The 22,907-nt window shown below is 32.2% G+C and carries 23 protein-coding genes; 19 read left to right on the top strand and 4 right to left on the bottom strand.

Annotation, left to right across the window (positions count from 1 at the left end; translation table 11 throughout):
- The 9 genes from LBV24_RS14845 to LBV24_RS14805 all read left to right on the top strand — a co-directional run.
- The coding region (locus LBV24_RS14845; protein WP_224479452.1) for a PKD domain-containing protein at nucleotides 1-1,287 on the top strand (1,287 nt) is incomplete at its 5' end.
- A 146-nt stretch (nucleotides 1,288-1,433) separates the two neighbouring features.
- Nucleotides 1,434-2,018, top strand: a complete 585-nt coding sequence (locus LBV24_RS14840; protein WP_224479451.1) for a Crp/Fnr family transcriptional regulator — start codon at nucleotides 1,434-1,436, stop codon at nucleotides 2,016-2,018.
- A gap of 158 nt (nucleotides 2,019-2,176) precedes the next feature.
- Nucleotides 2,177-3,346: an NAD-dependent epimerase/dehydratase family protein gene (locus LBV24_RS14835; protein ID WP_224479450.1), complete on the top strand. Its 1,170-nt coding sequence runs from the start codon at nucleotides 2,177-2,179 to the stop codon at nucleotides 3,344-3,346.
- Between the two features lie 20 nt (nucleotides 3,347-3,366).
- Complete coding sequence (locus LBV24_RS14830; RefSeq protein WP_224479449.1) at nucleotides 3,367-4,011, top strand: MOSC domain-containing protein; 645 nt, start codon at nucleotides 3,367-3,369, stop codon at nucleotides 4,009-4,011.
- Nucleotides 4,012-4,193: 182 nt separating this feature from the next.
- Nucleotides 4,194-5,150, top strand: coding sequence for a 23S rRNA (adenine(1618)-N(6))-methyltransferase RlmF (rlmF, locus tag LBV24_RS14825; protein WP_262902040.1), 957 nt, complete (start codon nucleotides 4,194-4,196; stop codon nucleotides 5,148-5,150).
- Between the two features lie 34 nt (nucleotides 5,151-5,184).
- Entirely contained in the window at nucleotides 5,185-6,420 is a 1,236-nt protein-coding gene (locus LBV24_RS14820) for a DEAD/DEAH box helicase (protein WP_224479448.1), read from the top strand.
- Between the two features lie 221 nt (nucleotides 6,421-6,641).
- Complete coding sequence (locus LBV24_RS14815) at nucleotides 6,642-7,529, top strand: ABC transporter ATP-binding protein (protein WP_224479447.1); 888 nt, start codon at nucleotides 6,642-6,644, stop codon at nucleotides 7,527-7,529.
- 32 nt (nucleotides 7,530-7,561) lie between these two features.
- The gene (locus tag LBV24_RS14810) at nucleotides 7,562-11,206 is read left to right on the top strand and encodes an ABC transporter permease/M1 family aminopeptidase (protein WP_224479446.1); all 3,645 of its coding nucleotides are present in this window, start codon (nucleotides 7,562-7,564) and stop codon (nucleotides 11,204-11,206) included.
- 91 nt (nucleotides 11,207-11,297) lie between these two features.
- Nucleotides 11,298-11,690 carry a hypothetical protein gene (locus LBV24_RS14805; protein ID WP_224479445.1) on the top strand — a complete coding sequence of 131 codons (393 nt, stop codon included), beginning with the start codon at nucleotides 11,298-11,300 and terminating at the stop codon, nucleotides 11,688-11,690.
- On the opposite strand, the gene LBV24_RS14800 is transcribed toward LBV24_RS14805, so the two are convergent.
- Nucleotides 11,687-12,688 (bottom strand): hypothetical protein, encoded by a 1,002-nt coding sequence (locus LBV24_RS14800; RefSeq protein WP_224479444.1) that lies wholly within the window; start codon nucleotides 12,686-12,688, stop codon nucleotides 11,687-11,689. The two genes, LBV24_RS14805 and LBV24_RS14800, sit on opposite strands and share 4 nt — an antisense overlap.
- Nucleotides 12,689-13,014: 326 nt before the next feature.
- On the opposite strand from LBV24_RS14800, the gene LBV24_RS14795 reads away from it, so the two are divergent.
- Nucleotides 13,015-14,331: a hypothetical protein gene (locus LBV24_RS14795; RefSeq protein WP_224479443.1), complete on the top strand. Its 1,317-nt coding sequence runs from the start codon at nucleotides 13,015-13,017 to the stop codon at nucleotides 14,329-14,331.
- Here LBV24_RS14795 and LBV24_RS14790 read toward each other — a convergent pair.
- Entirely contained in the window at nucleotides 14,328-14,732 is a 405-nt protein-coding gene (locus LBV24_RS14790; protein WP_224479442.1) for a hypothetical protein, read from the bottom strand. The two genes, LBV24_RS14795 and LBV24_RS14790, sit on opposite strands and share 4 nt — an antisense overlap.
- The gene (locus tag LBV24_RS14785) at nucleotides 14,719-15,300 is read right to left on the bottom strand and encodes an RNA polymerase sigma factor (RefSeq protein WP_224479441.1); all 582 of its coding nucleotides are present in this window, start codon (nucleotides 15,298-15,300) and stop codon (nucleotides 14,719-14,721) included. The genes LBV24_RS14790 and LBV24_RS14785 overlap by 14 nt, the downstream gene beginning before the upstream one ends.
- Before the next feature lie 142 nt (nucleotides 15,301-15,442).
- Here LBV24_RS14785 and LBV24_RS14780 point away from each other — a divergent pair, with 142 nt between their 5' ends.
- The 5 genes from LBV24_RS14780 (at nucleotide 15,443) to LBV24_RS14760 (ending at nucleotide 18,941) form a co-directional block, all read left to right on the top strand.
- Complete coding sequence (locus LBV24_RS14780) at nucleotides 15,443-15,787, top strand: DUF6249 domain-containing protein (RefSeq protein ID WP_224479440.1); 345 nt, start codon at nucleotides 15,443-15,445, stop codon at nucleotides 15,785-15,787.
- A gap of 92 nt (nucleotides 15,788-15,879) precedes the next feature.
- Nucleotides 15,880-16,854: a hypothetical protein gene (locus LBV24_RS14775; RefSeq protein ID WP_224479439.1), complete on the top strand. Its 975-nt coding sequence runs from the start codon at nucleotides 15,880-15,882 to the stop codon at nucleotides 16,852-16,854.
- Between the two features lie 69 nt (nucleotides 16,855-16,923).
- Nucleotides 16,924-18,291, top strand: a complete 1,368-nt coding sequence (locus tag LBV24_RS14770) for a CotH kinase family protein (protein ID WP_224479438.1) — start codon at nucleotides 16,924-16,926, stop codon at nucleotides 18,289-18,291.
- Between the two features lie 118 nt (nucleotides 18,292-18,409).
- Nucleotides 18,410-18,766: a DoxX family protein gene (locus LBV24_RS14765; RefSeq protein WP_224479437.1), complete on the top strand. Its 357-nt coding sequence runs from the start codon at nucleotides 18,410-18,412 to the stop codon at nucleotides 18,764-18,766.
- Between the two features lie 4 nt (nucleotides 18,767-18,770).
- Nucleotides 18,771-18,941 (top strand): hypothetical protein, encoded by a 171-nt coding sequence (locus LBV24_RS14760; RefSeq protein ID WP_224479436.1) that lies wholly within the window; start codon nucleotides 18,771-18,773, stop codon nucleotides 18,939-18,941.
- Here LBV24_RS14760 and LBV24_RS14755 read toward each other — a convergent pair whose 3' ends face one another.
- Nucleotides 18,942-19,622 (bottom strand): M15 family metallopeptidase, encoded by a 681-nt coding sequence (locus tag LBV24_RS14755; RefSeq protein WP_224479435.1) that lies wholly within the window; start codon nucleotides 19,620-19,622, stop codon nucleotides 18,942-18,944.
- Between the two features lie 32 nt (nucleotides 19,623-19,654).
- Between LBV24_RS14755 and LBV24_RS14750 the strand changes: the two genes are divergently transcribed.
- The 4 genes from LBV24_RS14750 (at nucleotide 19,655) to LBV24_RS14735 (ending at nucleotide 22,906) form a co-directional block, all read left to right on the top strand.
- Nucleotides 19,655-20,260: an alpha-ketoglutarate-dependent dioxygenase AlkB family protein gene (locus LBV24_RS14750; protein ID WP_224479434.1), complete on the top strand. Its 606-nt coding sequence runs from the start codon at nucleotides 19,655-19,657 to the stop codon at nucleotides 20,258-20,260.
- A 368-nt stretch (nucleotides 20,261-20,628) separates the two neighbouring features.
- Nucleotides 20,629-21,561 carry an alpha/beta hydrolase gene (locus LBV24_RS14745; RefSeq protein WP_224479433.1) on the top strand — a complete coding sequence of 311 codons (933 nt, stop codon included), beginning with the start codon at nucleotides 20,629-20,631 and terminating at the stop codon, nucleotides 21,559-21,561.
- A gap of 299 nt (nucleotides 21,562-21,860) precedes the next feature.
- Nucleotides 21,861-22,721 carry an SPFH domain-containing protein gene (locus tag LBV24_RS14740; RefSeq protein ID WP_224479432.1) on the top strand — a complete coding sequence of 287 codons (861 nt, stop codon included), beginning with the start codon at nucleotides 21,861-21,863 and terminating at the stop codon, nucleotides 22,719-22,721.
- Between the two features lie 2 nt (nucleotides 22,722-22,723).
- Nucleotides 22,724-22,906: a hypothetical protein gene (locus LBV24_RS14735; protein WP_224479431.1), complete on the top strand. Its 183-nt coding sequence runs from the start codon at nucleotides 22,724-22,726 to the stop codon at nucleotides 22,904-22,906.
- Nucleotide 22,907 lies beyond the last annotated feature (1 nt).

Below are 22,907 nucleotides of genomic sequence, written 5' to 3'. Positions count from 1 at the left end.
TTAACTGATATTGATGTTAGCAGTTTAGTCAATGACATTAATATCCTTCATATTAGATTTAAAGATGATCTTGGGCAATGGAGTAGCATGTTGAGCAAGGTGTTTGTAAAACCACCTGAAGCAATGACATTTCCAGATAATGTATTAGTGTCCTATGACTATTGGTTTAATGATGATACTGCATCAGTTGTTACAACAACTATAGATCCTGCAGAGGCTAATTTTACACTGGTAGAAATAGATGTAAGTCAACTTTGGGCAGGTGAATACAGATTGAATACCCAGTTTAAGGATATTTATGGAAACTATAGTGTGGTTATGACAGACACTATCAATAAAGCCATTTTGCCAATTGCAGATTTCACTACTGATGTTACTGAAATTTGTGCTGGTGGCACTGTTAACTTTACAAATTCAAGTATAGATTTTGACGATCAGCTATGGGATTTTGAAGATGGTGATACGAGTAGTTTGGTAAATACATCACATACCTTCAATACACCTGGTACTTATAATGTGAGTTTGTCTATTGAAGATACGAGTACAGGCTTAACTGATGTGGCTACTCAAGCCATAGAGGTTTATGAAGTACCTGTAAATACAGTTACTGTATCTACAAGTTTACCGGCTTGTTTTGGTGATACCGTTACACTCACAGCAGATTATGAAAACGGAGACTACTTATGGTCTAATGGCGCAACTACACGAAGTATTGATGTGACTAGTGACGGTAACTTTAGTGTACAGGTAAACAACGCTAGTACTACACTCTGTTCTGTAACATCCGCAACAATTAATGTCACCTTTGATCCAGAAATTGACAATTCAATAACTGCAGATGCTACAACAATTACAGCTAACCAAGCTGGTGCATCCTATCAATGGATAGATTGTTCAAATGGAAATAGTCCTGTTGATGGAGAAACCAGTCAAGTATTTGCACCTACGGCTGATGGTGAATATGCTGTTGAAATTACGGTTAATGGATGTACCGTAACTTCAAATTGTGTACTTATGTCTAATTTATCAGTTGATGATAATGACTTTAGTAATCATGTAAAACTATACCCTAATCCAGTGAAGGATATTTTACAAATAAGGACTGATATAAATATCTCAATAGAAGTTTACAATTTACTTGGAAAGCTTGTAAATAAAGTAGAATTGAATGCAGGTGAACATCAAATCAACATGAATTCCTTTGAAAATGGTGTTTACTTACTAAAAGTAGTTGAAACTGATATGTATAATAAAAAAAGTAAAACATTTAGAGTTATTAAAAACTAGAACAAGGGCTTAAAAGGTTGTAATTAATATTTTAAAAACCACTTAGAAAATTCTAAGTGGTTTTTTTATATATAGAATTTAAGGTAACGGACGTTAATATTAAGATTATAATGATTAACTTAATTTAGAATATTAAATGAGTTTAAATGCATATTGAAAAAAGTGAAGTATCTGAAATATTTAAAGGGTTAGAATTAAAGGACCACGAAATTGAATTCATAAAAACTGTATTACATAAAAAGAACTACAGTAAAGGCGCCTTAATTATTAAAAACGGTGTACAGGTAGATCAAACATTTGGTGTAAAATCAGGATGTTTGAGGACCTATCATGTAGATAAAGTAGGTAAAGAACATACCCTGCAATTTGCGATTAAGGGCTGGTGGATTACAGACTACACTTCATTTTTTCTAAAATCTAAAGCAATAATGAACTTGGAGGTGATTCAAGATGCGGTTGTATACCAATTGTCGTTTCAAGATCGTGAAGAATTATTTAAAAAAATTCCGACCTTAGAATCTTTTATACGCACACGATTGGAAAATTCTTATGCTGCCTTTCAAAAACGGGTTCTAGGAAATCTTTCTAAAACCGCAAAAGAAAGATACTTAGACTTTATCAGTACCTATCCTAATATTGAAAAAAGAGTAAAGAATTACCATATTGCATCCTACCTTGGTATTACTACAGAGAGTTTAAGCAGGATTCGTAGAGAATTAACCCAGATATAATTTATTAACATATGTCAATTTATAAATTAAAGATTTACTCTAATTTTGTTTAACTAAATAGACTAACTCAAGTAATTCTCTGAGAATTAATAGCTGAAAAAGCACAAGTGTTTTACTTGTGCTTTTTTTATACCTTTAAAGAAATAAGCTAATTAATAATGTCTAAATCTAACTCAAGAAGAACATTTATTAAAAAAAGTGCTATTGCCGGAATTGGCATACCATTAATGGGCGGCATACTTTTAAATTGCAACTCCGGTTCTAAAAAAGAAGTTACAACCACTACTAATAAAAAACTTAATATTCTAATACTTGGTGGCACTAGTTTTCTAGGACCTCATCAAATTGCGTATGCTTTATCAAGAGGTCATTCTGTCTCTACGTTTACCAGAGGTAAAACAATTCCAAAAATTCACACCGAATTATTCAAGGATGTAGAACAACTTATTGGTGATAGAGAAGATAATCTTAAGGCCCTAGATAATAGAAAATGGGATGTGGTAATTGACAATTCTGGCCGAAAGGTTGAATGGACAAAAGCAACAGGCAACTTACTTAAAGATAATGTTGGTATGTATATGTATACCTCATCTACAGGAGTTTACTATCCTTATTTAACAGATAATATTTCTACAGATACCAAATTAGTTTTAGAAATGCCAGATGGGCTTTCGGAAGATGAAAAGTATGAAATGGAATATGGTGTTATGAAAGCAAATTCAGAGCTTGAGGCTATTAAGGCCTTTGGAAAAGACAGAACCATTGTTATAAGACCAACCTATATGTTGGGACCTGGAGATAGAACAGACCGTTTTGTACATTGGCCTGTAAGGCTCGCAAAAGATGGTGAAATAGTAATTCCTGGTAAGGTAGATGATCCTGTTCAATATATTGACGTTAGAGATATGGCAGATTGGTTTATAAGACTAGCCGAAAGTAAAACTGCAGGCACCTTTAATGGTGTTGGACCAATGGATAAACAAACCATGCCACAATTCATTAAGGAAGCTTCCAAAACATTTGACACTAATCATAGCTTTGTTCAAATTGATGATTATGATTTTTTAAAAGAAAATGGCGTTTATTACTCCATACCTTGGGTCATGGCAGATAAGGCTCATCATGGATCTGCGAGAATATCCAATACAAAATCTATCGAATCCGGATTAACTTTCAGGCCATTAAAAACAACAGTCTTGGATACCTATAACTGGTGGAATTCTGATAACGTAGATCCTAATCGTAAAACTAAATTCAATGCAAATTTAGAAACTATGCTAATCAAAGAAAAAGATATGCTTAAAGCATGGAAAAAACATAAGTCGTAAATATTTAGGATTCGTTTTACATGAAAATCATATCCACCAACATAGCACAACCCACAACAATTGTTTGGAAAGGTAAAAAAGTCACAACTGGTATTTATAAAAAACCTACCGATGTACCTATCTTTTTAGATAAAGAAAACGTAAGAGGTGATGAAGTATCAGATAGACGTGTACATGGAGGTGAGTATAAAGCCTGCTATTTATTTTCGGCCAATCATTATCCCTATTGGAGAAGTTTGTACCCAAATTTAGAATGGACATATGGTATGTTGGGCGAAAATTTGACAGTAGAAAATTTGGATGAAAAACAATTAAATATTGGTGACATTTATAAACTTGGAAAAGCTTTGGTGCAAATTACTATACCAAGAGAACCATGCTTTAAGTTTGCTCATAAATTTGGTACTGATGTTGTTTTACAACAATTCATAGATTATGGTTATTCTGGCACATATGTTAGAGTTCTAGAGCGAGGAGAAGTTAAAACTGGTGATAGTTTTGAACTTATTGAACAGTCAAAAGACACCATAAGTATTTTTCAGTTATTTGAATTACTTTTTACTGAAAATAAAAGTAAAGAACATATAGGCTTAATAATAGATAATGACGCTCTACCAAAAAGATTTAAAAAACGTTTGAAGTTTTTTCTTAAATCTAAAAGCTGATCAATGTCGATCAAATCAAATAATTTTAGTCTCAACTATAACCGAACGCGCAAAGAGTATCCGTTTTTTATGACAAAACAGTTATTAAATATAATTGGTGATTATCTAAATATTATTGCTGGGAAACAGAAGCTTAAACCTATAAGTTTAAACTACCTTTACCATCCCAATAACTTATAAATTTGCAAAAGAAAAAAGAACATCCGAAAGTTAAGTCACAACTTCATCCTAGAAGCCAACATAGACAACGTTATAATTTTAATGCACTAATAAAAAGCGCACCTGAACTTGCAACTTTTGTTGCACCAAATAAATATGGCGATGAGTCTGTAGACTTTTTTAACCCTAAAGCCGTATTGGCTTTGAATAAGGCACTATTAAAACATCACTATGGTGTAGAGTTTTGGGAGATACCAGAACATTATTTATGCCCACCAATTCCAGGACGTGCAGATTACATTCATAATATTGCGGATTTACTTAAAGGCAATGGTTCTGAAATTCCTAAAGGCAATCATATTAAGGGTTTAGATATTGGTGTTGGTGCTAGTTGTATTTATCCTATCATTGGCAATTATGAATATGGTTGGTCATTTATTGGAAGTGATACCAATGAAACTGCAATTGCATCTGCAAAGGCAATAGAACAAGGCAATTCTAAACTAAAATCTAATGTTGAGATTAGACGTCAGGAACAGTCCAATGCATTCTTTAGAGATATTCTAAAACCTGAAGAAAAAGTAGATTTCACAATGTGTAATCCACCGTTTCATGCTTCATTAAAAGATGCTGAAAAAGCAAGTCTAAAAAAGCTAAAAAACTTAAAAGGAAGACGTCCGAGCAAAGCGGTTCTTAATTTTGGTGGACAGCAAAACGAATTATGGACAAAAGGTGGTGAAGCACGCTTTGTAAAGGATATGATTTATGAAAGTCGACATTTTAGTGAACAATGTTTCTGGTTTACAAGTTTAATTTCTAAAGAAACAACCTTAAAACCAACTTATAAGATTTTTGAAAAAGTAAAAGCTAAGGAGGTTAAAACAATTACAATGGGACAAGGACAAAAAATTAGCCGGTTTATAGCCTGGACATTTTTGTCCGAACAAGAACAAAAAGCCTGGATATCTAAGCGTTGGTAAATTATTATTCTACCTTTATTTCAAATTCCATTAGATGTCATTTAAAGATTTAAAACTTATAAAACCATTACTTAAAGCCATTGAAACTTCAGGTTATACCGAACCTACTTTAGTACAGCAAAAGTCTATTCCATTAATTTTAGAAAAAAAAGATGTTATTGTTTCGGCACAAACAGGCACTGGCAAAACAGCAGCATTTGCTTTACCAATTCTCCAACTGCTATTTGATAAACAAGATGCACCAAAACGCGGTAAAAAAATTAGAGCTTTAATTGTTAGCCCTACACGTGAATTAGCAGTTCAGATTCAACAGGATTTTAAAGATTATGCCAAATATTCGAATATAAGATCTTTAGCAATTTTTGGTGGCACTTCTATTGAGCCACAGATTGACATTTTAGAGAAGGGTATTGATATACTTGTTGCTACTCCTGGTCGCCTACTCGATTTGCACAAACAAGATTATATTAATTTAGATTATATTGAGACATTAGTCTTAGATGAAGCAGATTTAATGCTAGCAATGGGTTTTATTGATGATGTAAAAAAAATAAATCACCTGTGTCCAGAGAATAAACAAACACTTCTGTTTTCTGCTACTATCCCTTATAAAATTGAGCAATTAGCTAATAGCATTCTAAAAGTGCCAGAACGTGTAGACGTTACTCCTACGCACTCTATTGCAAAAGATGTTAGTCAGGTGTTGTATTATGTACCTAAACGCAATAAAATTGAGCTTTGCTTACACTTACTTAGAAATACTATAAAAGGTAATGTACTCATTTTTAGACGCACCAAATTTGGCGTGAATAAATTAGAAAAAACACTGATTAATAATGGTTATGAGGTTGACAGTATTCATGGAGACAAAAACCAAAGCGATAGACAAACGGCCCTTAATAAATTTAAAAACGGCTATGCAAAAATTCTTATTGCTACAGACGTTGCAGCACGCGGTATTGATATCAATACACTCGATAATGTCTTTAATTTTGATATGCCTAATCAAGCCGAAACCTATGTTCATAGAATAGGAAGAACTGGTAGAGCTGGCAATATAGGAAAAGCTTATGCCATGTGTTCTGCTGATGAAAAAAACTATATAAAAACAATTGAGCAATATATAAATGTTCAAATACCAATTGAAACAGAACACCCTTATCCATTAGATCCAAAAGCGAAGCCAGTCGTCCACAAAAAGAAAGGAAGTAAGTATAAAAAAGGACGTAAAAGTGTAGCCTCTAAGAAAAAGAAAAAGCGTTGGTATTAATACATGTGATCAAAAATATTGAAACAGTATTTGGTCTAGATTAACTATACTCATCTCATTGAATAGGCATGTAAATTACTGTAAGTATTGCATCTACAATAATTTAATTTACGCTGCTGATAATCAAATACATAGAAATCTCACCCCATTAGACTGATTAATTATCAGAAACCTTCTATTTTTTATACCTTTAATGAAAACCAAAAAAACAATACTAAATCATGGAATTAAAAATCGAGAATTTAAGCAAGACCTATTCTAATGGTGTCCAGGCTTTAAAAAATGTTTCTTTAGATATACCTCAAGGTATGTTCGGGCTTTTAGGACCAAATGGAGCAGGAAAATCGTCACTAATGCGAACACTTGCAACTTTGCAACAAGCCGACTCTGGCAGTGCAACATTAGATGATATAGATATCTTAAACGAAAAATCAAAAGTGCGTAAAATTCTTGGTTACCTTCCACAAGAATTTGGAGTATATCCAAAAATTAGTTCATATAATATGCTAGACCATATTGCATCGTTAAAAGGTGTGTCAAATAAAGGTGAGAGAAAGGATTTAGTTGAATCTTTGTTAACCAAAACAAATCTTTGGCATGTTAGAAACAAGAGCCTTGGCACGTACTCTGGTGGTATGAAACAACGTTTTGGAATTGCCCAGGCCCTGATAGGAGACCCAAGACTAATTATTGTTGATGAACCAACTGCAGGTTTGGATCCCGCAGAACGTGTAAGATTTCATAATCTATTAAGTGAAATTGGTGAAAATACAATAGTGATACTATCTACTCATATAGTTGATGATATTTCAAACTTATGCAACAATATGGCAATTATATGTTTAGGCGAAGTTGTAGCAAAAGGAAATCCAGCGGACTTAACAAACAGTATAAAAGACCGAATTTGGAAAAAAGCAATTCCAAAAGTAGAATTAGAGAATTATAAAGATGAGATGCAGGTCATCTCTACACATCTAAAAGCAGGACAAACCATAATCCATGTTTTAAACGATAACCAGCCAGATGCTACATTTGAAGCTAGTGATGCGAATTTAGAAGATGTTTATTTTGCTGAAATCACCTCTCGAATGGAGACGGTTTCTGCATAATTGAAAATTAATTAACTTAAAATCATTCAATTATGTTTAAAGAAATTTTTCTCTTCGAAATTAAATATAGATTTAAAAGACCTGCCACTTGGGCTTATTTTGGTATTCTTTTAATTTTTGGACTTATTGTTTCTATAGGTGGTAATGGACCTGCTTCAGAAAAGGTATTTGTTAATTCTCCAGTTGCTATTGCAACCATGCTTACTACGATAAGCATCTTTGGTATCATGCTATCTAGTGCAATAATGGGTGTTCCTGTTTACAGAGACATTGAACACAAAACAGAGAACTACTACTTCTCCTACCCTGTAACAGAAAAGGGATATTTACTAGGTAGATTTGTTGGCTCTATGTTTGTACTTTTCTTAGTTAGTTTAGGCTTGCACTTAGGATTAATTATTGGATTTGCTATAGGTCCTTTTGCAGGATATGTTGAACCTGATAGGTTTACTGATTTTAATTTTTGGCATTACCTCCAACCTACATTGATTCTGTATTGGACAAACTTTTTCTTTGCTGGTTGTATCTTCTTTGCTCTGGTGAGTTTAACCAAAAAAGTAATGCTAGCTTATGCAGGTGGTGCTATTTTGTTTATCACTTACCTTATTACTCTGACTCTTACCCAAGATATAGAGAACAAAAATTTAGTAAGTCTATTAGACCCATTTGGACTTGGACCGTATAATAATATTATAAGGTATTGGACACCGGAAGAACAGAACTCTATGACAGTTCCGTTTAGTGGTGTACTAGTTTGGAATAGGCTAATATGGGTGGGTTTAGGTTTTGCGGCCTTTCTCTACACTCTTTTTAGGTTTGACTTCATAAAATTCCTAAACAAGAATTATAAAGTTAAAAAGAAGGATGAAAGTCCTGATCAAAAGAGTACCGTAGCTGCTCTTACAAAGATTCCAGCAGTTTCAAAAGCATTTTCAAATGGCTTAAATCTAAAACTACTATTTAGATTGGCATTCATGGAATTTAAAAACATCATAAAAGACAACTTCTTTAGGGCTATCCTTATAGCCGCAGTTTTGTTCTTATTCTTTGATGCTTGGTTTGGTTTCCCTATTTATGGTACACCTTCATTACCTCTAACCTACTACATGCTAGAGGTAAAGGATTTCACCTATATCATATTAATTTTTATCCTCATTGTTTTTATGACAGGAGAGGTTTTACATAGAGAACGAAGCGTAAACTATGATCAAATTTTCGGATCTCTTCCTCTACCAAATCGAATAGTCTACGGATCAAAGTTCTTAGCCTTAGTAATGGTGAGCTTCATTTTGGTAAATATGATTTTGATAAGTGGCGTTTTAAATCAAATTGTAAAAGGATACTTCAATTTTGAATTTGACAAGTATTTCACGGATTTATACCTTATAGAATTTCCAAAATATATAATCTTCATCATGCTCGCTTTCTTTGTACACTCGTTAGTGACAAAGAAATTTATGGGTCATGTTATAGCCATTGCAATTTGGGTTCTACTTTTTGGTTTGAATAGTTTGGCTGATGTAAACAACAATTTGTACCTATACAGTTATGCGCCAGGATATACGGTTTCTGACATGAATGGTTTTGGGCATTTTGGTCAATCCCTATTTTGGTTTAGAACGTACTGGTTAGCTTGTGGAGGCGTATTGGCTGTTATTGGTTACCTATTTTGGAAACGAGGAACAGATTCTGGTCGTAAAGCACGTTGGGCCCTTGCTAAAGAGCGATTGAATATTAGAACCCTTTCAACCTTGGTTATCTTATTGGTAATTTTTTTAGGTACTGGTGCTTTTATTAATTACAATACCAAAACTGTCAATAATTATCAGACCGTAGAAGCTGGCACAATAGGATCTGCGGATTATGAAAAGCAATTAAGCCAGTACGACAAAATCGCTCAACCTAAAGTAATTGATGTTAAGGTTAATGCAGACTTGGTTCCTGAGGAACGATCAGCTACCATTAAAACGGATTACATAATGGTAAATAAGTCTAATGAAGTTATTGATTCATTGCATTTAAATTGGGGACCAGAAGGCTTACTTAAAAAGAAAGTCACTAAATTCACGCTTAATGGCAAGGAGCCTAAACTGGGTAAAAAGTATGATGATTTTGGCTATGAGATATATGCATTTAACCCACCTTTGCAACCTAGTGACACCATTTCATTAACATTAGAAGTTGAGGCAAATTATAAAGGATTTCCTAATGAAGGGTCTGGATCTACAATAGTATATAATGGTACCTTTTTAAATAACAACTTCTTTCCTTCGTTTGGCTACAGCTCTCAAGGAGAACTTACCAGTGACCAAGATCGGAAGAAATATGAGTTACCTATTAAGGATTACTCATTACCTGATCAGACAGATCCTTGGGGTTTGAGTAATTTGTTATTTAATGATGATGCTGATTACGTAACCTTTGAAGGGGTGGTTAGCACAGCACCAAATCAAATCGCTGTGATGCCAGGATATTTACAAAGAGAATGGGAAGAAAATGGACGTAAATATTACCACTATAAAATGGAAGGTGAACTTGATTTCTTCTATAATATATCTTCAGCAGAGTATGCTGTACACAAAGATGTATGGACTGGTAAAAACGGAGATAAGGTAAATATTGAAATTTTCCATCATCCATCCCATACATACAACCTAGATCGTTTTGTTAAGGGCGTTAAGCATTCAATAGATTATTTCGCCGAAAATTATGGTCCTTATCAATATCGTCAAATGCGAATTTTAGAATTCCCGAGGTATTCAACATTTGCACAATCATTCCCTAACACAGTGCCATTTGCAGAAAGTTTTGGTTGGGTGGGCGATTTTAGTGATCCAAATGATCTAGATTATGTTTATACCGTTACTGCTCATGAGGTGGCACATCAATGGTGGGGACACCAAATAACACCTTCTGCCACTAGAGGGGCTAATCAGATTTCAGAATCTATGGCTGAGTATTCTTCCTTAATGGTTATGAAAAAAGAATATGGCGTAGATGCAATGCAACGCTTTCTCAAGGAAGAATTAGATAGATATCTTAGAAGCAGGGCAAATGAAAGTAAATTTGAGAAAACACTCTTGGATAATGACAATCAAGCTTACGTATGGTATAGAAAAGGTGGATTGATTCTTTATGCGCTTCAAGATTTAATTGGAGAGGATAATCTTAATAGAGGGTTTAAGGCTTATACTGAAGCTGCCAAATTTAGACCAAAAGCACCTTTTACAACAACTACAGAATGGTATGATTATATGAAATCTGTAACACCAGATTCCTTAAAGTACTATTTAGAAGATAGTTTTGAGAAAATTACCTTGTATTCTAACAAAGTTAATGAGGCTTCATACAAAAAACTTGATGACAACAAATATGAAGTTACTCTAGATATTCAAAGTTCCAAAAATTACTTTGATGGTAATGGTAAATTACTTGGAGAGGGTGATAAGGCAAATTTACTTGAAATAGGCGTTTTCGATAATGATACAATTAACAATCAAGGTATTACAACAAAAGCACCTTTAGTTTTAGAACGCATTTGGGTAAAACCTGGTCAATCTAAATATACATTTGTTACGAACAAATTACCAGTTAAAGCTGGCATTGATCCATATAACAAAATGATAGATAGAATCCCAGATGACAATCTTATTCCTGTAGAAGAAGATTCCGAATAACAAATGACGAACCAATTATATTACAGAACCATCTCAAGAAATTGAGGTGGTTTTGTTATCTTTAGGTAATAGATATTTAAATCTCGTTATCATGCAGTCTAATAATAACCTTAACACTTTTAGTGTATTATTTTTAATTAAAGGTATACTAACACTCTGCTTTGCGATTTTCTTTATGTTTTATGCAGGATTAGGATTTTTTGTAACCAGTGCTGTAGAACTAGACCAATCTAATGACATGCCTTTCAATCCTGGAATAATACTTATTGTAATTGGGGCAATTGGTTTAATTATAACTGTGACAGTGGGTATACTTACAATCTTAGCATCTAGTTACTTGAAATCAATCAAGAATTATAATTTTATTTTCGCAATGGCTGTTGTAAGTTGCCTGACAGGAATACTTGGAATTTTGCTAGGTGTATTCACTTTAATTGAACTTAGCAAACCTGAAATAAAACAAATGTTTGAGAATAACAACTAGTTCATTTTAGTTGCAATGTCATAAGTCCTTTTCTTGAATTTGGATTTATCCGCTAATATTTCAAAGAACCCCATTAAATATGACCTGGCAGTTTCATAACTCTTTTGGCTATCAAAATAGCTTTTATGTTTATCAACTACCGCTAAAAATTCTTTCTTATTATTAAGAAATTCTAATCTTACTTTTTCAAATAACTGCATATCACGCCTGTAGCCCATATAATAGCGTTCAGTAACCTCCTCTATTGGTAGTTCTGTTCTACGAGTTTGAGACACTAAAGAATAACTTGTGTTAACAAAACCAGACATATCAAAATCATAGGATATAGGCACAAATTTCTTATCTACAAAAACAACTTTTGAGTTATGGCTATAAGTTGGTGAAAAGTCGGTATTCCCTACCATAAACTGAAACATTGCATTTCTAACTGCAAATAAATCATCATATCCTTGAGGATAAAAAGCACGTTTTACTGTTTTACCATTTAATCGCTTAGCAACCTTGTCATAATCTTCAATTAAAAAGCCTTTAAGTTGATAAGACTTTGATTTTTTATTCTTTACATCATCGAATTCTACGTCAATCAATCTGGTCTTAAAATGATATGGAGTAGCTATCTCATACATCTTATAAATAAGATATTCCTTAAGAACATTATCATCTTTTGTGTACTCATTCAAACATGGAAATACAACCTTAAGTTTACGGTTTTTTTGAAAAATTGTTCCTTTTGCACTAGATTTCTTAACCTTCAATTTAATGGGTGTAAAAAAGCACGTTTTACGTCTAAAATTACCTCTTGCTCTTATTTCAACATCCAATGTATCCCAAGTCCCCTCTTTAGATTCATAAGAAATCACAGAATTCATATATGTAGAGTCATTTGTCTCTTTTTTTAGCTGCTTTTTAGAGTATCTAAACTTTATTGGTAAAAAATCATTGTCAGCGAATAATTGTGTAGAATTTTCCCCATCATTTTGCGCTGACTGGGCGGTCAAAAAAATTGGAACGATTACAAAAATCGATAGTAAAAATTTGAAAAATTGATTGGTCATAATAATTAATAGCTTACTCAAATATAACTAATTATTTGATTGTCATCAGAATAACTAAAAGTGCCTTTCATTAACATAAGCTAATTTTTTATTGCAATTAACTCACTAATTTTATCACTTAAATAGTTTAGTAAACTTGTCCTAGTGTAGTTAATAGTTAATGGACAGTGTATACAAAGGACATCGCAAATGCGATGTCTTTTGTTTTTTTGTTGACGATAAATTAATTGATAATTGTTAATTTTAGTGTCAACCAAGAGACTATTAAAATGAGTTCTGATTACAACAATCCAGCATTTAAAAAATTATTAAAGAAGCTACAAGAAGAAAGTTGGCAGTTAGAACTAATTATTTCTGGTTTCGCCATATTTGGTTTATTCTCTGCGTATACTCCATTAAAATTACTATATACTGAGGCAAGTACTGACGGTAATAACCTAATTGCCTTTATGTATGTTATTGCCTTAATTTCTTGTGTTATTTTGGCATTTAACCTGCTTTTGCACGTAATTCTTAGAGGTATGTGGATAGGTGCTTTAGGATTAAGATACGTATCTGGAGAAATTGACTATGAAAGTCTTAACTACAGTGAGAAGTTTACAAATTACCTAAGAAAAAAAGTTGGATCGTTTGATAGATATATAGCAAGATTAGAGAATTATTGCAGTATTATTTTTGCCATATCATTTCTGTTTATTTTCTATGTTTTTGCTTTTGTTTTTACTATTGCTACCATTGCTTTAATAGCAAAATTTTTAATTGAAAATGATGATCTTGATCCTTATGGGAAATTCATCGGTATCCCTATCGTCGTCTTTCTTTCTATTGGTATGTTGCTAGTATTTATAGATTTTGCAACACAAGGATGGCTCAAAAAGAAAAAATGGTTAAGTAAATTTTATTTTCCATTCTATTGGATCTTTAGTTTTATCACCTTATCCTTCCTGTATAGGCCATTGGTTTATAATTTTCTTGATAACAAGTTTGGAAGACGTATTAGTTTACTTCTTCTTCCTATTTATATTATTCTTATTGTTGGGTCATCTTTTCAAAATAAAACCTCTAATTATTTTAATCGAAGTTTAAATTCGAGCGAAATTATTGGTGATGCTAGTAATTATGAGGATCTACTTACTGATGACACAGATTTTATTGAAAAAGTAACGATTCCTTCAAAAGTAATATCCACAAATTACCTCAAGGTTTTTATGCTATTTAATGATATTATTGAGGATGACGTTTTTGATTATAATCCTGATTTAAAACCTAAGGAAGATATAAGAGGTTTCAGCTCAGATATGATAATAATTAATGAAATGTCATGGAAAGAGCGAGATAGCATAAGACATGCCTACATGAAAACTTTGAATGACGTTTACAGGATAAGAATAGACAGTATTGAGCATAAAAGCGAGTTTATTTTAACTGAAAGCCAAAAGAATCAAAAAGGATTTGAAACTTATATTGACATAAAGGATATTGAAAAAGGTAAACATTTAATGAATTTAACGCGAAAGCGCATTAGAAAAAAAGATACGCAAACCCTTTATGTTGCCAGAATACCTTTCTGGTATTTTCCAGATTAATATACTAACCTTTTATTGAAATATTGTTTAAGTATCGGTATTTGAATACTGATCATAATTACCAAGAAAACCATGGCATACATTAAGGTATTAGACAGGTTCAAAGTCATACCTTCTAAGAAATTTAATGAAAGTTCAGGTAAGTTATAACGATCAACAATTGGTTCGCTAGTACTTGGTTTACTAAAAATTGTATAAGATAATAAGGCTACAAAACCAACGCCTAATATCCACCAAATTATTTTTGGTATTAATGGTTTGTATTCTGTTGCTTTTGATTTAGACAAAGCTTCAATTTGGGACATGACATTTTGTGTAAAATCAACTGGAGCTTTTTCTAAATTGTCAGCATCCATTAATTTATTCACCAATTCCGTTATTCTTTTATCATCCTGTTCCATAATTCATTCTAATTTGTGGTTGCAAATACTGTTCTAAAACTACCGCTAACTTCTTCCTTGCTCTGAACAATTTAACTTTTACCGTATTTGTCTCTACATTTATAATTTTTGAGATTTCGTCTAATGATAATTCTTCAAAATAAAAAAGCGTCAATAAAGCACTGCTATCTTCTGGCAATTGATTGATACAATTTTTAATTAACTGACTTCTTTCTTTCTTTATAATATTATCTAATGCGTTATCAATAGTATCGAGCTTATTATATGTAAACTCGTCAATTTCCACGTCATTAATATGTTTTTTATTCTTTTTAATGGCATCTAAACATGTATTATAAGCGACTCGGTATATCCAAGTTGAAAACTTCGAATCGCCCTTAAACTTATTTAGCGACTTATATACTTTAATAAAGGTGTCCTGTGCTACCTCCTCAGCTTCTTCTTTATGTTTTAGCATACGTATAGCCAATGTATACACCAAATCCTTATAACGATCTACTAATTGCGAAAACGCGTTAGTATCGCCATTTAAAATTGCTTCTATTAATTGATCGTCGTTGGTGGTCATTTTATAGTTAAGACGATATCAAGTATAATTAGGTTACACTTAATGAAAGAAAAAAATAATTTAAAAAAGTTGTAACCTTAATTTAAAACCAATCGTCATAAGTAGTGAACAATTAAAAATAATCAATTAAAAACAAACAATTATGAATGAAGAGATATTAATACCTATCAGTATGTTCGCCGCAATTTTCGGCATTGTCTACCTTTATTTTTCAACAAGAAATAAGGAGAGGTTAGCATTAATAGAAAAAGGTGCTGACGCAAGTATTTTTAACATGGGTAAAAAATCAGGATCTTCTTGGAAAATTACAGTGATTAACATTGCATTTCTATTAATGGGTATAGGTTTGGGTGTGCTAATAGCAAATATATTAGACACCTACACAGGTTTAGATGAAGATGCGGTTTATCCGTCAATGATATTCCTAATGGCAGGTTTAGGCTTATATGTTGGGTACACTCAAACAAAAAAAGCATTAGAAGATTAATAACTAAACCAATCAATGAAAAAACGCCTCCTAATCAGAGGCGTTTTTTTATGTTTATAAATGATGTATCTTTAAATCCATACATATAAAGAATGCGTAAAATCCTTTTTCTGTTTCTATTTTCTGCACAATTTGTTGGCGCACAGATCACCATCTTAGATAGCATTTCTAAATATCCGGTGAGTTATGCGGCTGTTTCATTTGGTAATGGGAATGGAATTTTTGCAGATGACGAAGGAAAATTTGTGTTTACAGAGAAGCTCTATCCAGATATAGATTCTTTATTTATTTCAGCGTTAGGCTTTAAAGATCTTAATATTATTTCCAATGAATTGATAGATACTTTATACATGGTTTCCCAAGCTGATGAACTAGACGAAGTAACTATAGGATTTAAACGTAATAGAAAATTTAAAGAAGAAAAGCTAAAACCATATTTAGATGATGATTATTATAATTGTTGGCTACCAACAATAGAATCTGAAATTGCTGTTTACTTTCCTAGAACAAACCTTAAAGACCAGGAAGTTTCATCTGTTATTTTTCCTATAGCTTTGGAATCTCGAGATTGGAAAAAAAGAAATCGTTCCAATAGCGACAAAAAGAAGTTTTCAACCTTATTCAAAGTAAAGTTTTATGAAAACGAGAACGGTAGTCCAGGTAAGGTTTTAAGCTATGAAACCATAGTTTTTCGAGCTACAGAGAAAAATGGTGACTCTTTTACCTTAAACGTTGAGGATTTTAATATCTATGTTCCGAACAATGGTCTGTTTGTTTCGTTACAGGTTTTGGGTTACACTGATAAAAACGGTAAACTACTACCAAATAAAAAGTATAAAGAGGTACAAGCTAAAAATAGTATCGTTAAAATACCAACTAATTTTAGACCACTACTCCCTTTTACCAGTGAAATAAGTGAAAAACGAACATTTATAAAACGTATTTTTATCAATGGCAATAATTGGGTTAATTTTAATCAGGGCAATGGCTTTAAATCGAGCTTATTGGATAAAGGGTTATTCAATTACGGAATAGGTATTACATACAAGACTTATAAAAATGAATGAAATGGCTTATCTATATTTAAGTAAATTATTATACTTCTGTCTTCGTAACATATAATATTAGATCCTAAAATGAAAACCGTATATAGCTATATTATTCTTTGCCTAATTATCACAGTTACATATTCTTGCGAGAAAAGTGATACTGTAGAACAAGATGAAGAAGTCATAATTTTACCAGAAAACAGATTACCACAAGTAAAAATAAATACAAATGGAGCGACCATTGTTGATGAACCCAAAATAAATGCGCAAATGACCATCACAATCAACGATGAAGTCGATTATGACGGTAATATTGGTATTGAAATAAGAGGATCATCTTCTCAATCATTCCCAAAAAAACAATTTGGCTTTGAAACGCGAGATGATGCAAATGAAGACCTCGATGTCTCCTTGCTCGGTTTCCCTGAAGAAGAAGATTGGATCTTATATGCTCCTTACAGCGACAAATCATTGATTCGTAATATGCTTATCTATGACTTATCTAGAGAAATTGGCCGTTATGCCAGCCGAGCAAAATTTGTTGATGTTATAATAAATGAATCATACAACGGAGTTTATGTACTAATGGAAAAATTAAAAAGAGATGATAATCGTATTAATATCAATAAATTAAGAGAAAATGAAAATAGTGGAGAAGATTTAACTGGTGGTTATATACTTAAAATTGATAAAGCAGATGGTCCTAATAATACCATATATACCAATATAAATTCAATTACGTCTACTTATGCACCAAATGATGCAAGTTCCGGACAAGAAATTCATTTTTTATACGATACACCAGACGAAGGAGATATTACACAAGAACAAAGAACATACATAAGCAATTATATGTTAGCTTTTGAAAATGCATTATCAAGTAATTATTTTACCGATCCTAATACTGGCTATTCTGCATATATAGAAACACAGAGTTTTATTGACTTCTTTTTACTTACCGAATTATCTAACAACGTAGATGGTTACCGCTTAAGTACTTGGCTCGTTAAAGATAAAAATGAAAAACTTCAAATGGGTCCTATCTGGGATTTCAATTTAGCTTTTGGCAATGCTGATTATTGTGCCGGTGGGGCAACTAATGTTTGGGCATATAAATTTAATGAGAGATGTTCAAATGATTTCTGGCAAATTCCTTTTTGGTGGGATCGTTTACTTGAAGATCCAGAATTTGTATCTCAATTAAAACTTCGTTGGGTAGAATTGCGTGGTGGTTCACTCTCAAATAGCGCAATACTTCAAAAAATAGATTCTTATACAGAAACACTTAGCTTATCTGGTGGAATTCAAGAGAATTTTGAAAAATGGCCTGTCTTGGGTCAGTATGTATGGCCAAACAACTTCGTTGGAAATTCTTATGAAGAAGAAAAGAATTATCTTATTGAATGGATAGAAGATAGATTAAATTGGTTAGATACTGAAATCACTGAACTTTGATTTTATTATAAAAGCCATTAAATGTTTAACTTTGACAAATGAATTGGCTTTAAATCGAGCCTATTGAATAAAGGGTTATTCAATTACGGAATAGGTATTACTTACAAGACTTATAAAGATGAATGAATCTATAGGCATTTATATTATGTCAGCGATTTATATAATCGCAGGAATATTGCATTTTATAAAAACCAAAATGTATATAATCATAATGCCAGAGTATTTTAGCAACCATAAGAATTTAGTGATTTTAAGTGGTATAGCAGAAATAATTCTGGGAATTGGGTTATGTATTCCATCCCTTAAGTCAATATCCTTATACTGTATTATCGCAATGCTGATAGTATTTTTAACCGTGCATTTTTATATGCTTAATAATAAGAAGGCATCATTAGGAATTCCAAAATGGATTTTAGTTCTTAGGATTCCCTTGCAGTTTGCTTTGATGTATTGGGCATGGTTATATATAGATTGATTATATGAAAGACAAAACAGGACTAATAATCGCATTTATAGGAATTGCAATACTCGCTGGAGTTATTGGGTATCAAGCTAAGACTGAAGAATCTGCTCCTGCATTTATAGTTATAGGTTTAGCAGTAAATATTGTTGGTGTTATTATACACCTAAAGCGCAACATGAAAAAGTAGTTACTCAACAACAAAGTCGAAGTAGGTTTTCGGAAAAGGTTCCCAACGCAAGGTAAAATGCCACCATTCTTTAGGATAATTCCTAAATCCATGTTTTAACATTACTGTCTGCAATAGCTGTCTATTTCTTTTTTGAGCTTCAGAAATACTTTGGTAATCAACCCAAGATTGTTGCCCAAAAAAATCATAAGGACTACCCATATCTAGTGGTTCACCTGTAATTCCATTAATAATAGTTAAGTCTAAAGTACTACCTCTACTATGGCCAGATCTCGATGCTATATATTCTTCCTTAAAAAGATTTTGCTTAGCAACATCTGGATAAAATTGTGATTTATTAATTGTATCATTTAAATCTCTAGCCCATCTTATAAAATGATTTACAGCACGTTGTGGCCTGTAGCCATCATAAACCTTGAGACATAGATTTTGTGACTGGAGTTCCTCTTGTACTAACATTAATTTATCTGCAGTCTCTTTAGTAATAATAAGTTTATTGGCCTTATAACCTTCAATAGTATCACCAACAAAATTATTGGTTGAAAAATACCGTAGCTCTATATCTAGATCATTGATAACATCCTTAGCATAAACAAAACCTTTTGGCAGCACCTTTTGCTGCTGACTCAAGCTTAACAAACCACTTGTTAAAAGAAGAATTAAAAGTGTTTTTAATTTCATACCTAAGCACTAATTTAGTCAAAAAATATGCTATGGAATTGTTTTCAAACGAGAATCAATACTTTAATCTACCTAATGCAGAACTGATTTATGTACCTAGCTTTTTGTCTAGTCATGAAGCAGACCAATATTTTAATTCTATTAGCGAAACTACCAATTGGAGACATGATGACATAACAGTTTTCGGTAAAACCTATAAACAACCACGTCTTACAGCGCTTTTTGGAGAATCTAATAAACCTTATGGATATTCTAACATAACTATGTATCCAGAAGAATTCACAAAAGAATTAGAAACAATTAAAGAAAAGATTGAAGCGTTGTCTCATGTCTCGTTTAATACTGTCCTTGTAAATCTATATAGAGATGGAAATGATAGTAATGGATGGCATGCAGATAATGAAAAAGAATTAGGCCAAAATCCTGTGATAGCATCATTAAGCCTAGGTCAGTCACGACCATTTCATTTTAAACACAGAACCATAAAGGAAGAACGTCATAAACTATTATTAGATCATGGCAGTTTACTTATAATGAAAGGTGAAATGCAACATTATTGGTTGCATCAAATTGCAAAAACAAAACGTAAAATATCACCAAGAATTAATCTTACATTTAGAAAACTTGTAGATGCATAAAACAAAAAACCGGGTTCCCTCAAACCCGGTTTTTCTAATTTGCTTTTTTTATTATGTAAGTAGATTTAGGGTCTCTAAGTCAACATAACATAATGCAAATATTAATTAATTAATCCATTGAACTAAAAACTAAATTTTAGTACACTTCAAATATAGAATTAGGATTTAATTTTGACGCCTAAAAACATATTTAATCGATGTATTACATATAATTTTAACATTTAAAGATGAAATTATGCATTTCATCGATGAAATACAATTATAAAATTGATTAAAATGATAGAACTAAATACTAAAACCAACTAATATTTGTTTTAATTTTAGACATAGAAATCTTTAATAATTAACTTTAGATTTTAAAAATTAATATGAAACCACAGATTTATATACTTCTAATTTTATTTTCAAATTTGTGTTTTTCACAAAATGTAGAAAATACATTTTTATCAAGGGAAGTTTCAATCACTAAATGGATTGATGGAACACTTTTAGTTCCTAAACAAAATGAAACTAACAAATTGGCAATCATAATCGCGGGATCAGGACCTACAGATAGAAATGGAAATCAAAACTTTCTTAAAAACAACTCCTTAAAAAAACTTGCTGAAGGATTAACCTACAACGGTATTGCAACCTTCAGATATGATAAACGTATAGTTAAGCAAATAAGACAGGGAAATGTAGATAACAATATAAAGTTTGATGATTTTATAAATGACGCGTCTGATGTCATTACTCATTTTAAAACGAGCAATCAGTTTTCAGAAATATATGTTATTGGTCATAGTCAAGGTAGCTTAGTTGGTATGATTGCATCACAAGACAAGGTTAATGGATTTGTTTCTTTGGCCGGAGCCGGTCAAAATATTGGTGATGTTATTATAGAACAAGTTAACAATACAGCACCTATGTTTAAAGAAGATACTGAGAAGGTTGTATCAATTTTAAAAGCTGGGAAAACTACAAATGACTATCCTGTAGCATTATCCTCAATGTTCAGTAAGGATATTCAACCCTTTATGATAAGCTGGATGGCTTACAACCCTACGGAAATAATTGAAGCACTAGACTGTCCTGTACTTGTAGTAAATGGTACTAAAGATCTTCAAGTATCAGTAAAAGAAGCCGAATTATTGAAACAAGCCAACGATAACTCTAATCTGGTAATAATAGAAAAGATGAATCATGTACTTTTTGAAATAGAAGGAGATGACCTAGAAAACTCTAAGTCCTACAATGAATCATTTAGAGAAATTTCACCTACCCTAATTGAGAACATTACAAACTTTATTAAATCTTAACCAAACCCAATTATCGGCAATTAAAAAAGCATCTCATTACTGAGATGCTTTTTTACTAACTAACCAACCAAATTGTAATGTAACGATTTTGAAGTAGTGTTACGTTGAGTAACTCTCGTTTGAAACATTACATTTTATATATAACAAACCTCGTGCCAAACTTTATTTTAAAATTTTAATAAATGCGGTGTAACAAAATATTTCATTTGCATACTAATGAAATAAATTATATCTTTATGATATCATTTTAATATCATATTAAATTAAATTAAATGATTAACCAGTTAAATTTTTAAATCATGAAAGAAGAAAAAATAATTGTTCCAGCTAATGGCTATTTAATGCTGTTTATATTTCTAATCCTGTTTTTTGGAAGCATAGCGCTATTCCCAATTACTAAAACCGGTTGGCCAGCCTTCGGTGTAGTAATCTCACTTTTATTGGCCTTTGGCTTTATAATGGTACAACCAAATGGGTCTAGAGTATTGCTATTGTTTGGAAAATATGTAGGTACAGTTAAGAAAAATGGTTTTTATTGGGTAAACCCATTCTATACAAAAAAGAAGATTTCTTTAAGGGCTAGTAACTTTGACAGTGAACGATTAAAAGTTAATGACAAGCTAGGAAACCCAGTAATGATAAGTACTATATTGGTTTGGCGTGTACAAAACACATATAAAGCCGCATTCGATGTAGACAACTACGAAAATTTTGTTCGTGTACAGACAGATGCAGCTGTGCGTAAACTAGCAAGTATGTACCCTTATGACAACTTCGCTGATGAAGGACATGACGAAGATATTACTCTTAGATCTAGTGTAAATGAGGTAAGCAATGCACTAGAAAAAGAAATTGACGAAAGATTGTCAATAGCAGGTATAGAAGTTCTGGAAGCACGAATTGGATATTTAGCATATGCTCAAGAGATTGCCAACGCAATGCTTAAACGTCAGCAAGCCACTGCAATTGTTGCTGCAAGACATAAAATTGTAGAAGGAGCAGTTAGCATGGTAGAAATGGCCATAGAGGAATTAAATAAAAATGAAGTTGTAGAACTAGATGAGGAGCGCAAAGCAGCAATGGTAAGCAACTTAATGGTGGTACTTTGTGGAGACAAAGATGCATCTCCAGTAGTAAACACAGGTACATTAAGTCATTAATTATGAATAATAAACAGATATACAGTATTGCAATAGGTAGTGCCTTGGGAACAAGTATAGGCACTACCATTGGCGCGGTTATAAATAATGTAGCCATGGGAGTTGTTTATGGTTCAGTTATAGGTATGTTAATAGGAGTTATAGTAGCTTTTGTAGTTTTTAATGAAGATAAAACCAAAGAATAAT

This window comes from Winogradskyella vincentii, assembly GCF_020166345.1.
Classification (GTDB): domain Bacteria; phylum Bacteroidota; class Bacteroidia; order Flavobacteriales; family Flavobacteriaceae; genus Winogradskyella; species Winogradskyella vincentii.
The sequence above is the reverse complement of the archived record's forward strand: the minus strand, read 5'-3'. Positions and strand labels throughout refer to the sequence as shown.